Source organism: Duganella sp. GW821-FHT07F09, from assembly GCF_059418705.1.
In genome coordinates this window covers 424,368-440,022 of the sequence record NZ_JBWKQJ010000005.1, presented here as the reverse complement: position 1 = coordinate 440,022, position 15,655 = coordinate 424,368, and the positions used below count along the sequence as shown (strand labels likewise).

Annotated in this window: 11 protein-coding genes; 2 read left to right on the top strand and 9 right to left on the bottom strand. The window is 63.4% G+C overall.

Annotation, left to right across the window (positions count from 1 at the left end):
- Nucleotides 1-93: 93 nt before the first annotated feature.
- Nucleotides 94-1,455 (bottom strand): glycoside hydrolase family 88/105 protein, encoded by a 1,362-nt coding sequence (locus tag AC07P1_RS16295; protein WP_494696794.1) that lies wholly within the window; start codon nt 1,453-1,455, stop codon nt 94-96.
- 19 nt (nt 1,456-1,474) lie between these two features.
- Entirely contained in the window at nt 1,475-3,136 is a 1,662-nt protein-coding gene (locus tag AC07P1_RS16290) for a rhamnogalacturonan acetylesterase (protein ID WP_494696793.1), read from the bottom strand.
- Nucleotides 3,137-3,261: 125 nt separating this feature from the next.
- Between AC07P1_RS16290 and AC07P1_RS16285 the strand changes: the two genes are divergently transcribed.
- Nucleotides 3,262-4,590: a TolB-like translocation protein gene (locus tag AC07P1_RS16285; protein WP_494696792.1), complete on the top strand. Its 1,329-nt coding sequence runs from the start codon at nt 3,262-3,264 to the stop codon at nt 4,588-4,590.
- A 7-nt stretch (nt 4,591-4,597) separates the two neighbouring features.
- Here AC07P1_RS16285 and AC07P1_RS16280 read toward each other — a convergent pair whose 3' ends face one another.
- Nucleotides 4,598-5,230, bottom strand: coding sequence for a 3-keto-disaccharide hydrolase (locus AC07P1_RS16280; RefSeq protein WP_494696791.1), 633 nt, complete (start codon nt 5,228-5,230; stop codon nt 4,598-4,600).
- 17 nt (nt 5,231-5,247) lie between these two features.
- Here AC07P1_RS16280 and AC07P1_RS16275 point away from each other — a divergent pair, with 17 nt between their 5' ends.
- Nucleotides 5,248-6,156: an alpha/beta hydrolase gene (locus tag AC07P1_RS16275; protein WP_494696790.1), complete on the top strand. Its 909-nt coding sequence runs from the start codon at nt 5,248-5,250 to the stop codon at nt 6,154-6,156.
- On the opposite strand, the gene AC07P1_RS16270 is transcribed toward AC07P1_RS16275, so the two are convergent.
- From AC07P1_RS16270 to AC07P1_RS16245, 6 genes are read right to left on the bottom strand one after another with little or no spacing between them, the layout of a single operon-like run.
- Nucleotides 6,144-6,458, bottom strand: a complete 315-nt coding sequence (locus AC07P1_RS16270; protein ID WP_363495213.1) for an L-rhamnose mutarotase — start codon at nt 6,456-6,458, stop codon at nt 6,144-6,146. The two genes, AC07P1_RS16275 and AC07P1_RS16270, sit on opposite strands and share 13 nt — an antisense overlap.
- Nucleotides 6,455-7,651, bottom strand: coding sequence for a glycoside hydrolase family 88/105 protein (locus tag AC07P1_RS16265; protein WP_494696789.1), 1,197 nt, complete (start codon nt 7,649-7,651; stop codon nt 6,455-6,457). Before AC07P1_RS16265 ends, AC07P1_RS16270 begins: the two co-directional genes overlap by 4 nt.
- Nucleotides 7,651-9,090: a glycoside hydrolase family 28 protein gene (locus AC07P1_RS16260; protein ID WP_494696788.1), complete on the bottom strand. Its 1,440-nt coding sequence runs from the start codon at nt 9,088-9,090 to the stop codon at nt 7,651-7,653. Before AC07P1_RS16260 ends, AC07P1_RS16265 begins: the two co-directional genes overlap by 1 nt.
- 8 nt (nt 9,091-9,098) lie before the next feature.
- Nucleotides 9,099-11,888 (bottom strand): glycosyl hydrolase, encoded by a 2,790-nt coding sequence (locus tag AC07P1_RS16255; protein ID WP_494696787.1) that lies wholly within the window; start codon nt 11,886-11,888, stop codon nt 9,099-9,101.
- A gap of 3 nt (nt 11,889-11,891) precedes the next feature.
- A complete protein-coding gene (gene rhaI, locus AC07P1_RS16250; RefSeq protein ID WP_494696786.1) occupies nt 11,892-13,199 on the bottom strand; it encodes an L-rhamnose catabolism isomerase in 1,308 nt (435 codons plus the stop codon).
- Between the two features lie 38 nt (nt 13,200-13,237).
- Nucleotides 13,238-15,337, bottom strand: coding sequence for a bifunctional rhamnulose-1-phosphate aldolase/short-chain dehydrogenase (locus AC07P1_RS16245; protein WP_494696785.1), 2,100 nt, complete (start codon nt 15,335-15,337; stop codon nt 13,238-13,240).
- Nucleotides 15,338-15,655 lie beyond the last annotated feature (318 nt).

The following is a 15,655-nucleotide window of genomic DNA, read 5'->3' as shown; positions in this document are numbered from 1 at the left end:
GCCGCGCATTCGCGGAGACACGTAGGGCGGATTAGCGAAGCGTAATCCGCCATCTGTGAGCCGTCGGCGACCCGACGGCTCACAGAGTCCGCGTTACTTCACCAACAACTGCAAAGAACTATCATTGATCTCGAACTTGTGCGTCTTCAGCATCGTGATCACCTCGGCCCCGGCCAGCAGCACCGGTCCATATCCATGCGCCGCGTACACGTTCACCGGCCGATAAGCGTAAAACGCCGGATCGAATCCCATCCCCGTCCCGACGCAAACCCCTTCCACCTGCCCCTTCGCATTGACCTTGGTCGCCACCGCGTTCCAGGCCAGCATGACGGCCGGCGCATACGCCATTTTGTCGATATACCCCTTGTTGATCGCCCGCGCCATCGAATACGCATAGATCGCCGTGGCCGACGTCTCCAGATACGTGTCGTTCCGGTCCAGCAGTTGATGCCACAGGCCCGTGCCATCCTGATACGACGCCAAGCCCTTGACATGCGCGCGCAACTGCTTCAGCACCATCGGATACCCCGGATGGCTCTTCGGCAGCACATCGAGCAGCTCCACCAAGGTCATCACCGCCCAGCCATTCGCGCGGGCCCAATGGAATTCAGGATGCACCTCCATGCCCTGCACCCAACCGTGCATGTATATGCCCTTCTGCTCATTGAACATCCGCTTCGAGAACTGCTCCACCTGTTTGACCGCGTCGTCGTAATAACTGGCGTCGCCGGTCAGCTTGCCCAACTGCGCCAGCGCCGGCACGGCCATGAACAGATCGTCCAGCCACAGCGTATCGACCTGCGGACGCACGCGGCCCAGGGTCCCGTCCTTCAGCCGATGCTCCTTGGTGCGGATGAAAGTGATGCAGCTATCCAGCAGCGGCTTCACGTCGGCCTGCAAACCCTCCTGCTTGGCCTTGACGATCGCCGCGCACACCGCTCCGATATCGTCCAGCGCGTGCGGCTCCAGCATGCCGCGCACCGGCGACTTGCTTTGCGGGTTGGACTTCATGCGCGCCAGCGTGGCCGGCGCCATATTGGCCAGCAGCGTCAAACGCTTGTTCACATACTCCTTGTAACGCTTGTCCCCGGTGGCGCCGCCGGCCGCCAGCATGCCCGCGTAAGTCACGCCCCATTCATAGCTGGTCAGGCGAAAATCGCCAGGCGCCAGCACGGTGTCGTCATCCATCTGGCTGAAATTGGTGATCTCTTTCTTGGTCTTGGCGTTGATCGCCTGCGCCGGGGTGGCGGCGTCCAGATACGTGAACACCCGGTTCAGCACCTTGCTGACATCGTCGATCGACGGATTGCCGTACGGGGTGGGATAATCGGCCTTCATCAAATGCAGCGGCGCCGTCATGTCGTTGGCCGGCTTGGTCTCGGCCCAGGCCTGGCATGCCAGCGGCAGCAGCATGGCGGCGATGGCGGATTTCTTCAGCAAAAGCTTAACTTTCATATGATGTGTCTCGTTGTTGTTAGTGTTTTAAATAAGCTGCCAGCGGATTGCCTGGCAAGGTTTTGAAGGCATCGACCACACGCGCCGCATTGAACTGCGCGCCCGCTTCATTGGTGTGCGTGCGGGCGTCGGAAAAGTAGCCGTTGACGGCACTGGCGCCGGCCTTGCGGTAAGCGTCGCTGACCACCATCGTCAGATCGGCAAACAGGGCGCCGCCTTTGCGCGCCACTTCCTCGTCCCACTGCGCATAGTTTGCGAAGTCGCGGCCCTGCTCCCATACGTCGCGGTGCGGTACCGGCGACAGCAGGATCACGGTGGCGCCTTTGGCTTTGGCGTCGGCAATATAACGCGCCATATACCAGCCGAAGGTATGCACCTGTTCCTTGCTGCCATCCGGCCGTGTGTCCTCGACCGTCTCCGGCCCGGTGCCGGGCGCCGAACCGCGGTTTTTACCAGCGGGATCGCCAATGCGGGCACCGTCGTTGTGGCCGAACTGGATCGCGACGAAATCCCCGGCCTTCAGCTGCGTCAGCACCTTGTCCCAGCGTCCCTCGGTAAAGAAGGTACGGCTGCTGCGGCCACCGATCGCGTGGTTGACGACATTGATCTTATCGGTGTCGAAGTGCGGCGTAATGCGCTCGCCCCAGCCGATCGCGCCATTCGCTCCGCCGCTTTTGACGGTCGAATCGCCAACCAGGAATAGACTGGGCAACGAGGGATCGCGCGGCTTCTCTCCCGCGACCTTGCCGGCATCGACCACCGGACGCTCATCCTCGGCAGCGGGAATGGCCTGGCCGGCCGCGTTCAGCGCCGCCATGACCACGGGCGTGCGCAAGGCTTTGAGGCCGGCGACCACCGCGCGGGCATTCAATTCGGCGCCGGCCAGGTTGGTGTGGGTCTGCTCGGCAGGCGTCACCACCGGGAACATCTTCATCACCTCGTCGCGGCCCATCGCGTCGTATTGGCGGGCGATGATGCCATTCAGGTCGATGAAACCGACCTTCTGCTGGCGTGCCACCTGTTCGGCCCAGCCGGCGTATTCGTTCTGGCTGCGCCGTATCTTGCCATCCGCGCCCCAGCTTTTACGTGGTATCGGCGAGCAGATGACGGCGGTGGCGCCACGCGCCTTGATGTCGGCCACGAAGGTTCGCAGATACCACCCGTAGCTGTGCACCACTTCGCGCTCGCCCGTCATCAGGTTATCGATTTCCTCCGCCTCGTCGCCGACACCCTTGATGGTGCCCCGGGCGCGGACGTTGTCGTTGACGGGCCCCGCGTCATTGTGGCCGAACTGGATCAGCACCACGTCGCCCGCCTTGACGAAGGCGAGGCTGCGCTGCCAGTGTTTGGTGGTCAGATAGGTGCGGCTGCTCAGGCCACCGATGGCGCGGTTGACCACGTTGATCCTGGCCGGGTCGAACATCGTGGCAAGCGGATTGCCCCATCCCCATTGGCCGGCCGCGCCTTTACCCTGGCCGTCGTCCTTGCCGTTGCGGACCGTCGAATCGCCGATCAATATCAGCGAGGGGAGGTTCGGATTCGCCGGTTCGGGCAGCACCACCTGCGCGTTGCGCGGATCGGTGTTGACGGCCGGCGGTGGCGTCTGCGCCAGCGCCGTCGAGGAAGCCACGACTGCTGCGGCGCAGCACAATTTAAGGATGAAAGCAAGGTATCTGTTCATGGCGCCAATTCTATGCGAGGATTTTTCGAGGCTCGTACTTTGAGCTTAAAGAATCAGAAAAATGAGCAATGTCCGCATCGGTATGAGCAGACAATCGTAACCTTTCAACCCGTTTTGAGCTATCGATGATTATCAAGATCCTGATTTGCGCAGCCCTGATCCTCTCCAGTAGCGCCCACGCGCAGATCGGCACGCGTTTTCCGTCCGAGCGCAAGGTGGTCAAGGACCCGGTCACGGGCACCATGCTGACCTTCCTGACCAGTAAGCCGAATGGCGATTCCAAGATCTATCCCACCCATCCGCAGTGGACGTCGGACGGCAAGTGGCTGGTGTTCCGTTCCGCGCGGGTCAAGGGCGAGGCCATGGCCGTCAACGAGGAAACCGGCGAGCTGGTACAGGTCACGGAAGGCGGCTACGTCGGCATGTTGAACCTTGCGCGCAAGTCGATGAAGCTCTACTTCATGCGCAAGGACGCCGATGCCAAGCGACTGCAGTTCGTCGAAGTGGATCTGGCGGCACTGCTGGCGGACAGCAAAGCCGGCAAGCTCAAATCGGCCGACGCCTACCAGCGCATCTGCGGCACCACCGCGCCGGAGCTGGAGGCAGGCGGCGACATGGCGCTGGACGCGGACGAGGAATGGGCCTACTTCCGCACCGGTCCGACCGAGGCCGCAAAGCACCTGGCGCCGGGCGTCAAAATCGAGCCGGCTTTCGGCCCGCGCCGCATGGGCGCCGGCCCGAACGGGATCTCGCGCATGAATGTGCGCACCGGGGAGGTCAAACATGTGGTGTCCGTGCCTTTCCAGATCGGCCACATCCAGGCGAACCTGTGGAATTCGGGCGAGATAGTTTTCTGCTGGGAGACCGGCGGCAAGTCGCCGCAACGCACCTGGACGGTGAAAGCCGACGGCACCGGCCTGCGGCCGCTCTACCCGGAGGCGCCATATGAATGGGTGACGCACGAAGCGGTGATCTCGAAGGATGAAGTGGCGATGGCGATCATGGGGCACCGGCCTATCGCCGAGGGTGGCGGCGGCGTTGGCGCGCCGGCGACGGGCGTTCAGGGCGCTAATCCCGGGCAGGACGAGGGCTGGGGTATCACCGGCACCCGCGAAAAGCCGAGCGGGCTGGCGATCGTCAACCTGCGTACCCGCGAGATGACGATCGCGGGCCAGACGCCGTCCGGCAGCGGTTTGTGGCATGTGCATGGATCGTCGGATGGCCGTTGGGCTGTCGGTGATGATTTCAGCCGCAGCGTGTACCTGATCGACCGTAAGACGCGGGAGATGGTGATGCTGACGACCGGGCACAAAACCACGGCGGCCGACCATCCCCATCCGACGTTCAACGCCGATGGCACGCGCATACAGATTCAATCGGCGATGTTGTCGGAGGATGGACGCAGCATGAACATTTGCATCGTGCCGGTGCCTGAGGCATGGCTCAAACGTTAGTGGCGGCTCAATCCAATTGCACCAGCTCCACACGGCGCAACTCATACGGCGCGCCCTCCAACTGAAAACCGACACGCCCCGAAGCCGGCTCGCTCCGGGTAATGCTGTTCTGAACAACGCCATTGATCGTGACCTCAACCTTGCCATCGCGGCTGACGATATCGCAGACGTTCCACTCCCCGGCGGCCAGCTCGCTGTCGGGCGCCGCATGCGCCTTGATACGCGGCTCGGCCCCATGAGCGGATGTCAGCGGCTCCGCAAAGCTGGCCCCGGCCATCGGCAGCAGATCGCCCACGTTCCCGCGCTTGGTCTGCACCTGAAGACTGAGCGGCCACACCCGATCCATCGGACCGTCGCTGATATGCAGCAGGATGCCGCCATTTCCGGGCTTTCCGCTCCAGCGCCACTCCACATGCAGCTTGTAATTGCGGTAGCTGTTCAGCGTCGCCAGAAAACCCGACGGCTGCCCGGCCGAAGCGACCACGCCGCCCGGCAGCATGCGGAACACGCTGTCGATGCTGGCGGCGGGCGACGTCTTCAACTCCCAGCCGCTGAAATCGCGGCCGTTAAACAAATCCACCGCGCCCGCCGACTGCGCGGAAAAAAACAGCAAGGCGGCGCATGCCATCCGATTCATCATCTGATACTCTCTTCACTATGAAAAAAACACTGATTACCCTGATCCTCGGCGTCAGCGCCAGCCTGGCCGTCGCCGCCCCCACCGTCATCCAGCTCTGGCCCGAGGGCGTGCCGGGACTTAAAACCGACATCGGCCCCGAGAAAGTCGGCGGCGGCTACAACTCCAACGTCAGCGAGCCGACGCTGACCATGGTCGGTCCCGCAGTCGACCGGCCGAACGGCACCGCCGTCATCATCTGCCCCGGCGGCGGCTACGTGCGCATGTCCACGGCGCGCGAAGGCGAGCAATACGCCAACTGGCTCAGCACCCTGGGCGTCACCAGCTTTGTGCTCAAGTATCGCATGCAGGAGTACGGCCACCCCGCCCCGCTGCAGGACGTATTGCGCGCGGTCCGCATGCTGCGCTCGCGCGCCGCCGAATTCAACATCAATCCGGCGCGCATAGGCGTCATGGGCAGTTCGGCCGGCGGCCACCTGGCGGCAAGCGCCGGTACGCTGTTCGACAATCCCGCCGGCCGCACCGGGGCCGCAATGGACACCGTCAGCGCCCGTCCGGACTTTCTGGTGCTGATGTATCCCGTCATCTCGATGCAGGAGCCGGCCGTCCATGCGGGCTCGCGCAAAGCGCTGCTGGGCGCCGCGCCCTCGGCCGAAACGCTTCAGTTGATGTCGCTGGAAAAGCAGGTCACGGCAGCCACGCCGCCGACGCTTTTGATCCACACGCAGGAAGATCAGGCGGTCCCCGTTGAAAACAGCATCCTGTTCTATCAGGCGCTGACCAAGGCCAAGGTGCCAGCCGAAATGTACCTGTTCGAGCACGGTGGCCACGGCATGGGCATGCGCGACGGCCTGGGCACCTCGTCGCTGTGGCCCCGCCGCGCGGAGGAATGGATGCGCGATCGCGGCCTGCTCACTCAGGCGAAGTAAAACATAGGCTGCAGCGGCCATTCGCGGGGCCGGTTGCCCGGCTCCACCTCCATCAGGTCCGCCATGTAGTCCCACCAGCGCTTCATCACCGGCTGACCGGGCAGGGCCTCGATCTTGTTGTCCGGTGCCAGCTTGAGGACCGCGAACAAGTGCAGCGTTTCCTCGTCGAGGAAGATGGAATAGTCGTAGATGCCGGCTTCCTTCAGCGCCGCGGCCAGGTCGGGCCACAGCACATCGTGGCGCCGCTTGTATTCGTCCACCGTGCCCGGTTTGAGCTTCATGCGGAACGCGCGCGTGATCATGGTTTGCCTCCGTTGGCCATTTTTTTCAGTTCGGCGGCGGCCAGCAAGTAGCCGCCGACGCCATAGTTATAGCTGGACGCGGGCCGGTAGAACGCCGGCTCCGCGCCGGTCTGCTGGATGCCGCCAAGACGTCCGTCCGCATAGACGTGTTTGAGGATGCCGGCCCACGCCCGTTCAATCACGGGGCGGTAGATTTTGACGTCCAGGTAACCCTTGTTGACGCCATAGGCCATGCCGTACACGAACAGCGCGGAACCGGAGATCTCCGGCAGCGGATAGCTGACCGGATCGAGCAGCCCCGCGTGCCACAGACCATCCTCGCCCTGCAAGCTGGCGATACGGGCCGACATCTCGCGTAACTGCTGCACGTAAAACTGCTTTTGCGGATCGTTCTCCGGAATGTAATCCAGCGTGCGCGCCAGACCACCAAGCACCCAGCCTTCGCCACGCGACCAGAAGATCTTTTTGCCATTCGGCTCGCGCTTGGTGATATAGCTGGCATCGCGCGCATACAAATGCTCTTCCTTGTCGTACAGCAGATCGTAGGTCTTGCGCCACTGCTCGTGCACGTAGTCGAGGTACTTGCGCTCGCCGGTGGCCTTGTACATCTTCACCCACACCGGCGGCGCCATGAACAGCGCATCGCACCACCACCAGGGCAGCCGGTCGTCGCCCGGTTTAAGCGTCTTCAGGTCGATCAGGATATCGAGCTCGGTTTTGGTCGGACCGAGGCGCGCCGACGATGGATCGCGCTCGTGCAGTTCCAGGTAGGTTTGCGCGACGCTGATATCGTCCGCGTTGGGATACGGCGTGCGTAGCTTCCATTCGAACTGATTCGCCATGGCCAGCATGGCATCGCGATATTTCGGGTCGCCGGTCGCTTCCGAGGCGGCCATGAAACCGCTGAACAACACACTGGAAGTCCAGATCCGGTCCAGATGCGGGACGGTGCGCGCCAGCTGCCAGTCGGCCACCTTGCGCAGCGCCTTGTCGATGGCGGCCGCCTGCAATGCCGGCGACAGGTCGGTGGCCATCGGACCACCATCCGCCGGGGCGTCGCCGAAATGACGGCCGGTGTCCTTGTCGATGATGGCCTGCATGGCAGGCGTAGGCAACGGATACTGCTGCGTGCCGGTGCCGGCGCAGCCGCCGACCAGGCCGAGGGCCACCAAAAGCAAATACGAGGTCTTCATCAAGTCTTGTCCTGTTCTTCAAAACTCTTCTTCGATGGATCTTCCTTGGGCGGCGCCGGCTTGACGACCACACTGCCAGCCGGCAGGCCACGCACCGCCGTAGCGTCCTCGATGGCGACCGGCTGTTTCAGGCGCAGTTTCGTGTCTGTGAACTGCCATGCTTTGGCATCGTAGATATGGCCGCCCTTCTCCGCTTCGATGTCCAGATTGGCAAAGGTAAAGCGGTCCAGCGGCACTTCCTTGTAGCCGTCGACCTCGAAGGCTGTGGTGGCGCCGGCCGCCTTGATGTTCCAGATGCGGACATCGTGGAAGTGCGCGATACCCTTCTCCCTCGGCACCGGCGTGGCCAGCACCTTCCAATACGGCGGATAGTCCTTGATCTCTTTCGGTATCTCGGCATAGCTGTAGCTTGGATTCCAGTTCATCGTGATGCGGATGACGACGGGCGTGCCCTTCATCGTGAAGTCGTGCAGGCGCAGGTTTTCGCCGAAACCGCCGCGTGTGTGCGCCGATTTGAACAGGATGCCGACGGGGACTTTGTCCAGCACCGTGATGTTGTAGGCCTCGATGTTACGGAAACCGCCAGCCGTCTCGCTGCCGAATGTGACCCCGGCGGCGCCGTCGCGGACGATGGAGCCGCGGATGACGACATCCTCCGTCGGGCGGGCGACTCGCTGGCCGTCAGAATCGCGTCCAGCCTTCAGGCACAATGCGTCGTCGTTGACGGCGATATCGGCGTTCTGCACCAGGATCTTTTTCGAAGAGTCGATATCGATACCGTCGGTCGACGGGCCGCGTCCGCCCTCGTTGTTGCGGATGACGACACCATCGACGGTGATATCGGTCGAGTAGCAGATATGCAGCGTCCAGAAGCCCGATCGGCGCAACAGCAGGCCGCCACCAACCTTGACCTGCGACGAATTGAATACCTGGATCAGGCGCGGACGCCGGGCATCGTAGTCCGACGCCCAGCGCAAGCCGCGTGGTTCGTAGGTCTTGCGCAGGGTCCAGTAACTGTCCCAAAAGACCTTGCCGTCGCCGTCGATGGTTCCCTGGCCGGTGATCGCGGCGTTCTTTTGCTCGTAGACGTTGACCAAGGCCGCCGGCCAGCTCATTTCGATACCGGCGATCCGGGTCGGCATGATGGGGTAGTCCTCGATCCGCTGCGAGCCGAGGATCGTCACCCCCTTGTCGACTTGAAGCGTGACGCCGGTTTTGACAAAGATCGATCCGCTCAGGTAGGTGCCGGGACTGAGCACCACCGTGCCGCCGTCCTTGGCGGCGGCGTCGATGGCCGCCTGAATCGCCTTGGTGTTGAGGGTCACGCCGTCGCCCTTGGCGCCGTAGCTGCCGGCGTTGTAGGTTTTGGCGCCGGCCGAGGCCATGCCAAAGGCGAGGATCGCCGTTGCGGCGAGGCGTATCCACTTCGTTAGCTTCATGTTGGTTCTCATTCCTTAGGTTGCGCCAGCAGCCGCACGGGGCCGAGCATGCCGGATGGCGTCGGGACGATCAGATGCGTATCCTGCGGCACGAAGCGCTGGCCATAGCGCGCCGACAGCAGGCGGTAATCCGGACGCTCCTGGCCCGCCAGCGCGTTGATCGACAGATTGGCGACCTTGACTTCGATCTTGTTGATGCCCGCGTGCAGTTGGCTGGTCACGTCCAGCTCATAGGGTGGATGCCATACCGAGCCGGCACGCTGGCCGTTGACGAAGACTTCTGCCGCCTCTCGGATCGGACTCTCCATCATTGCGCGCATGCCGGCTGGGACCTTGGGCGTGCTGTCCAACGGCGTGCCTTTGCCGAAATCCAGACGGATGGCGGCGCCCTTGAGTTGCGACGCGGTGAGTTTCACATCTTTGCTGTAGACGGCGATGCCGGAGAAAAAGCGCCTGGAAGGGTCATCGGTCCAGGAGCGCGGTTGTGCCACCGACTGCGGCTGCTCACCGGGGAATCGTACTTGCCAGTCGCGGCCAATGTCCGCGAGAACAGTCGATGGCTTGGGCATCGCCACCGGGCCGCTCGCATCACCGTCGCTCAAGACCAGAATCCGTGATTCGTATGGCGCCAGAACCAGCTCCAGCGCCGGCGTCACCGTGGCCGCGCTGGCCGTGCCGTCATGCGGGTTCCACCACGACGCGGATTTGCGTGCCGACCGCAACTTTGCCGTGGTACGAACTTCACGGTTGCTGGTATTGGCGATGAAGTAGATATCGCCGTCGACCAGCTTGCGGCGGATAAAACCGACAGCGGCAGACTGCGACGCCAGCTTCAGGTCGGGCGTCAGCGCCTTGGCCAGCGCAGCGCCAACCGCCGCATCGTCGGCCACCAGCGTTACGCCAGCCATGCCTTGCAGCGCTTTGGAAGCCGCGGCCACCTGCGACGTGATCCGCCGCGCATCGGCGAAGCCAGGCGCCATCGACGGCAACGCGCCGACGGCGATGATCTTGCCACCGCCACGCACGTAGTCCGCCAGCTTGGCCATCACTTCCGGCGACAGGCGCGTCACACGCGGCATCACCAGCACCGGATGGCTGACGCCCAGCGCCAGGATCGATTCCGCATCCACGTAGTCCAGATTGTGGCCCGCATCGAGTATATGCTCGGTTATTTCCGGTGTGACGTGTTTGTGCATCTCCGCCGACAGCGACACTTTACCCGGGGTCATCGACGCGTAGACGTCGTCGTTCGGCAGCAGCACGGCGACGTCGTTGGCCGGACGTCCCTGGCGCAGCAGATAGCTGGTGCGGCTCAGATACGCCGTCACGTCGGGCATGACGTTCCACCAGGGCTGGTGATCGTTGAAGACGGCGGCCGCGTAGAACGCGTAGCCCGGCTCCGGCGACCCGGGTGGCGTGTACGGCCAGCCATGGCCGACGAACAGGTTCACGCCCTGCAGCAGCATGCGGTCGGCTTCCGCCTTCATATCCAGCGGCGTGGCGCTGAAGGCCGGCGAATGCAGCCAGGTCCAGGTCTCGGCCGAGATCACCGGCTTGTTGTACAAGTGACCGGCCGATGTCGCCAGGCGTGTGAAGGAGAAGGCGCGGAACTGCGGCCCCTCGCCTTCCGGCAGCGCCACCAGACGGTTGCTGGACATGGAGACCGCCGGCTCGCCGTAAGTCTGGGAGCGGAACCGCGTCTTGTGGGCCTTGGCCCAGTCGTTGACCGGTGTCAGATAGCGCTCGTTGACCAATTCGGTTTGTGTCTGCACCCAGTCGTGGCGCAGCGCACCCGCGTCCGGTCCGGCGCCGTTATAGATCGCTGGCAGGTGCGGCTTGAGGTCATAACCGCGCCGGCGCTGGAATTCTTCGAGAAAATCGTCGGTCCAGTCGGTGCCGTAGACTTCCAGACTGTCCGAGAACACCGCGTACGGTGGCTGGTCGCCAAAGGCCTTGAGCAGCGGCTCGGCGACGATATTCAGATGATGATCGATGGCCTTGCGGCTCAGATGATCCAGCACAAAGCCTTCGGCGCCCAGCGCCGCGCGCTTGACCTGCTGGCCGGTGCGGCTGGCGATGTAGAACACCATCACGCGCGCATCGGCCAAGGGGGCCACCACCGCGCGTCCCGGCCCGGCAGCGGCAGGCAGCTCCGTCAGCTTCAGTGCGGCGGCGTCATACTGCATGGCGTTGCCCGCGCCGACGAAGGCGGCCAGCAGCTTCTCGCCGCTCATGATGGCCGGCAGCGTGACACTGGCCGCGCCGGGCGCCACTTCCGCAACGGCGACGCGCAGGCGCCCCGCCGATTCAGTAACCGGAACATTGGGACCGCCGTACGGCCAGCCGCTGGCCAGGGTCATATCGACGCGCATGCCTTCGGCCCGCGCTTTGCGGTTGACGAAGCTGACCGAATCGAGGAAATCGGCCGACAAATAGGGAACGTTGCGAATGCCGCGCGCCGGGTCGTCCAGCTCCATCGGGTACACCGGCTGGATTTCGACGCCGCCGAAGCCGCCGGCCTTCATCGCCAGCAGTTCGCGCTCAAGCTGCGACTGGACCACGGCCGGGCCGAACCACCACCACCGCACCATGGGACGCGCGTCCGCCGGCGGATTGGCCAGGTGCGCGGCGACGTCCGCCAGCCGGTCCGACAGCACCGGCCCGGGCGCGCCGCTCTGCGCGGCAGCCCAGCCAGCGCACATCAACGCCAGCGCCGACGCCAATGAGCGACAGACCGCCCTTGTGGCCAGCGCCTCCGGGCGGCGCTGATCGCGCGGCCCCTTGATTGTCGGGGCCACCGCTTAGACGATACCGCTGCTGCTGGCACCCGCCTTGGCAGGCCGGCGTTCGGCGGCCTGCCCACGATAACCGCTGGACCGATAGAACGCCACCGGATCGATCGCGCCGCCGGACCGCAGACGCGCCATGGCCAGGATCGCGCTGACGTCGGTGCGGTAGGCATGCTTGAGCGTTTGCGCCGACTGCAGCGCGTCGTTGGCTTCCTGGTACTGGCGCAAGGCCACGCGGTCCACCAGGTTGGCCTGGACGAAAGCGCGCTGCACTTCGACCGCGCTGTTCATCAGGCTTTCGATCGGATCGGTCACGTTATGCGACTGGTCCAGCATGTAGGCCGGAGCGAACGAGGCGCGTTCGCGTTCTGCGGCATCGGCCAGCTCGTTGAAGACCAGGAACAGCTGGAACGGATTGATGCTGCCCGAATCGAGGTCGTCGTCGCCGTATTTGCTATCGTTGAAGTGGAAGCCACCCAGCTTGCCGAACTGCGCCAGCCGCGCGACGATCATCTCGATGTTGGTGTTGGGCGCGTGGTGGCCCAGATCGACCAGGCATTTCGCCTTCTCGCCCAGCGTCTGCGCGCAGGCAAAGCTGGTGCCCCAGTCGGCGATGGTGGTGGCGTAGAACGCCGGCTCGAACAGCTTATGCTCGATGAACATGTTCCAGTCCGCCGGCAGCGCGGCGTAGATGCCGCGCGCGCTGTCCAGATACCGCTCCAGCGCACCGCGCAGATTGTGCTGGCCCGGGAAGTTGGCGCCGTCGCCCACCCACACCGTCAACGCCTTCGATCCCAACGCCCGGCCCAACTCGATACATTCGATATTATGCTCGACCGCCTGGGCGCGCGTGGCGGCGCTGTGCGCCGTCATGCTGCCGTATTTGTAGGTGTGCTCCTGGCCCACCTGGTCCTGGAAGGTGTTGGAGTTGACGGCGTCAAAGTACAGGCCGTGGCTCTCGGCCTGCTGGCGCAGCGCCGACGGGTCCGAGGTTTTATCCCATGGGAAGTGCAGCGACACGCCGGGCGTTGCGCAGGTCAATTGGTGGATGACGGCGCAGTCCTCCAGCTTCTCGACCACATTGCGCGGCTCGCCCTTGCCCGGAAAACGGGCGAAGCGCGTGCCGCCGGTGCCGGCGCCCCAACTCGGCAAGGCCACGGCGAATTTTTGCGCTTGCGCGGTCAGCTTTTCGATATCCTGGCCACGGCGGGCCAGCATGCCGCCCAGCGCCGCGTAGTCTTCGTCCAGATTGGCGCGCAGCTTGGCGTTGTGTTCGGCCACGCGGCCGCTGTCGATCATGGTGTTAGACGAGGTGCTCATTAGAATAGGTCTCCTTCGTTATTTTTATAGTGTGTGGCTTAGCGTGTGAAGGCAGCGGCGTTGCCGGCATCGACGTTGAGGATGTTACCAGTGCTCTTGCCGGCTTTGTCGCTCGCCAGGAAGTACACGGCTTCGGCGATATCCTCCGGCAGAACGCTCAGTTTCAGCATGCTGCGGTCGCGATAGAACTTCTCGACGTCGTCGGCCTCGATTTTATTCGACTGGGCGCGTTCCTGCTTCCACTTTCCGTCCCAGATGCGCGAGCCGCGGATGACCGCGTCCGGATTGACGACGTTGACGCGGATGCCGTGCGGCGCGCCTTCCAGCGCGATGCAGCGCGCCAGGTGGATCTCCGCGGCCTTGGCGGTGCAGTAGGCGGAAGCGCCGGCCGATGCGACCAGGCCGTTTTTGCTGGCCACGAAGACCATGCTGCCGCCGAGCCCCTGCTGCTTCATGATGCGGAATGCCGCGCGGCTGGCCAGGAAATAGCCGGTGACCAGGATGTCCTGGTTGCGCTGCCAGATTTCCAAGGTGGTGTCCTCCAGCGGCGCCGACGAGGCGATGCCGGCGTTGGAGATCAGCAGATCGACGCCGCCGAAGCGCAGCGCGGCCGCCTGCAGCACGCTTTCCACCGCTTCTTCGCTGGTGATGTTGGCGACGATGCTGCCCACGCTATCTTTGCCGGCCGACTTCACCAGATCGGCGTGCGCCTGCGACAGCGCTTCCGGATCGATATCGGTCAACATCACGCAGGCGCCTTCCTGCAGCAGCTGCCTGGCGACCGCCTGGCCGATGCCACCGGCGCCGCCGGTGACCAGCGCGATGCGGCCGGCCAGGCTTTTCGGCTTCGGCATGCGCTGCAGCTTCGCTTCTTCCAGCAGCCAGTACTCGATGTCGAAGGCTTCCTGTTCCGGCAGGCCGACGTAGGTGTCGACACCGTTCGCACCGCGCATCACATTGATCGCGTTGACATAGAACTCGCCTGCGATGCGCGCGGTGGCCTTGTCCTTGGCGAACGACAGCATGCCGACGCCCGGGATCAGATAGATGATCGGATTGGCGTCGCGCACGGCCGGGCTGTTATCGTGCTTGCAGCGCTCGTAGTAGGCCACGTAGCCTGCGCGGTATTCCTCCAGCGCCTGATCGAGGCCGGCGACCAGCTTGTCGAAGTCCGGCTTGAGCGGATCGAAGTCGATCACGAACGGACGGATTTTGGTGCGCAGGAAGTGATCGGGGCACGAGGTGCCCAGCGCGGCCAGCGGTTGCAGATCGCGGCTGCAAACGAATTCCAGCACGGCGGCGCTGTCGTCGAAGTGACCCAGCTTGTATTCGTCGCGGCTGATTTTACCGCGCAGCAGCGGCATCAGTTTGGCCGCCAGGGCGCTGCGCTGCCCGGATGGCAGCGGCTCGATCGCCTGGCCGCCGAACGAAGGCTGCTTCGAATTCGCGGCCAGCCATTCCTCGGCGCGTTTGATGATCGCCAGCGTGGTCTCGTAGCAGGACTTGGCTGTGTCGCCCCAGGTGAACAGGCCGTGGCCTTCGAGAATGATGCCCTTCAGGTTAGGCTGAGCCTTCGATACCTGTTCCAGTTTCAGGCCAAGGTCGTAGCCTGGACGCTGCCATGGCAGCCATCCCAACTCGCCCTCGAAGATTTTTTGCGTCAGCGCCTGGCTGCCGGCGCAGGCGGCGATGGCGATCACCGCGTCCGGGTGCATGTGGTCGACGTGCTTGCGGGCGATGTAGGCGTGCAGCGGCGTGTCGATGCTGGCTGCGCGCGGATTCAGGTTGAAGGTGCAGTGCGGCAGATAGGCGACCATCTCGTCTTCCAGCGCCAGGCCGCGATAGCGTCCCTTCAAGGCGTTGAGCTTATCCATGTACAGCGTCGAGAAGCCGTCAAGCTTGATGCTGCCAAGGTCGCCGCCGGAGCCCTTCACCCACAACACCTCCACCTGCTCGCCGCTGAGCGGATCGTCCATCATCACCTTGGCCGAGGTATTGCCGCCGCCGAAATTGGTGATACGCAGGTCCGAACCGAGCAGGTTCGAACGGTATAGCAACAGCTCCGGCTCGCTCATGGCTGCCGCAGCTTTGTCGTCCCACAGAGAAGTGATCGGGGCCTGCTGCTGGGTTACTTTCATTTACTGATCTCCGTTGTTTGATTGTGCGTTTGTCATATTCGTTCATGCCGCTTATGGCAACTGTAACCAGTAGAAATCAGCGGCGCATGGGTGTCAATGCGCAAGCGCTCAAGTTGATGACCAAGTAGGAAATAATCATATCGATGATCGAAAGTTGATTGGATCGCGAAATCGATATCGAAACAATCAAATATTTGATCGACTAATGATTGACGGACGATTTTGAAATGTTTAGTCTTAGTAATTAATAAAGTCACACACCGGATCGGTCCCCCAGAAAACTGCGGCAGCGACGGTAGTAGTGACGAATAAAAGGAG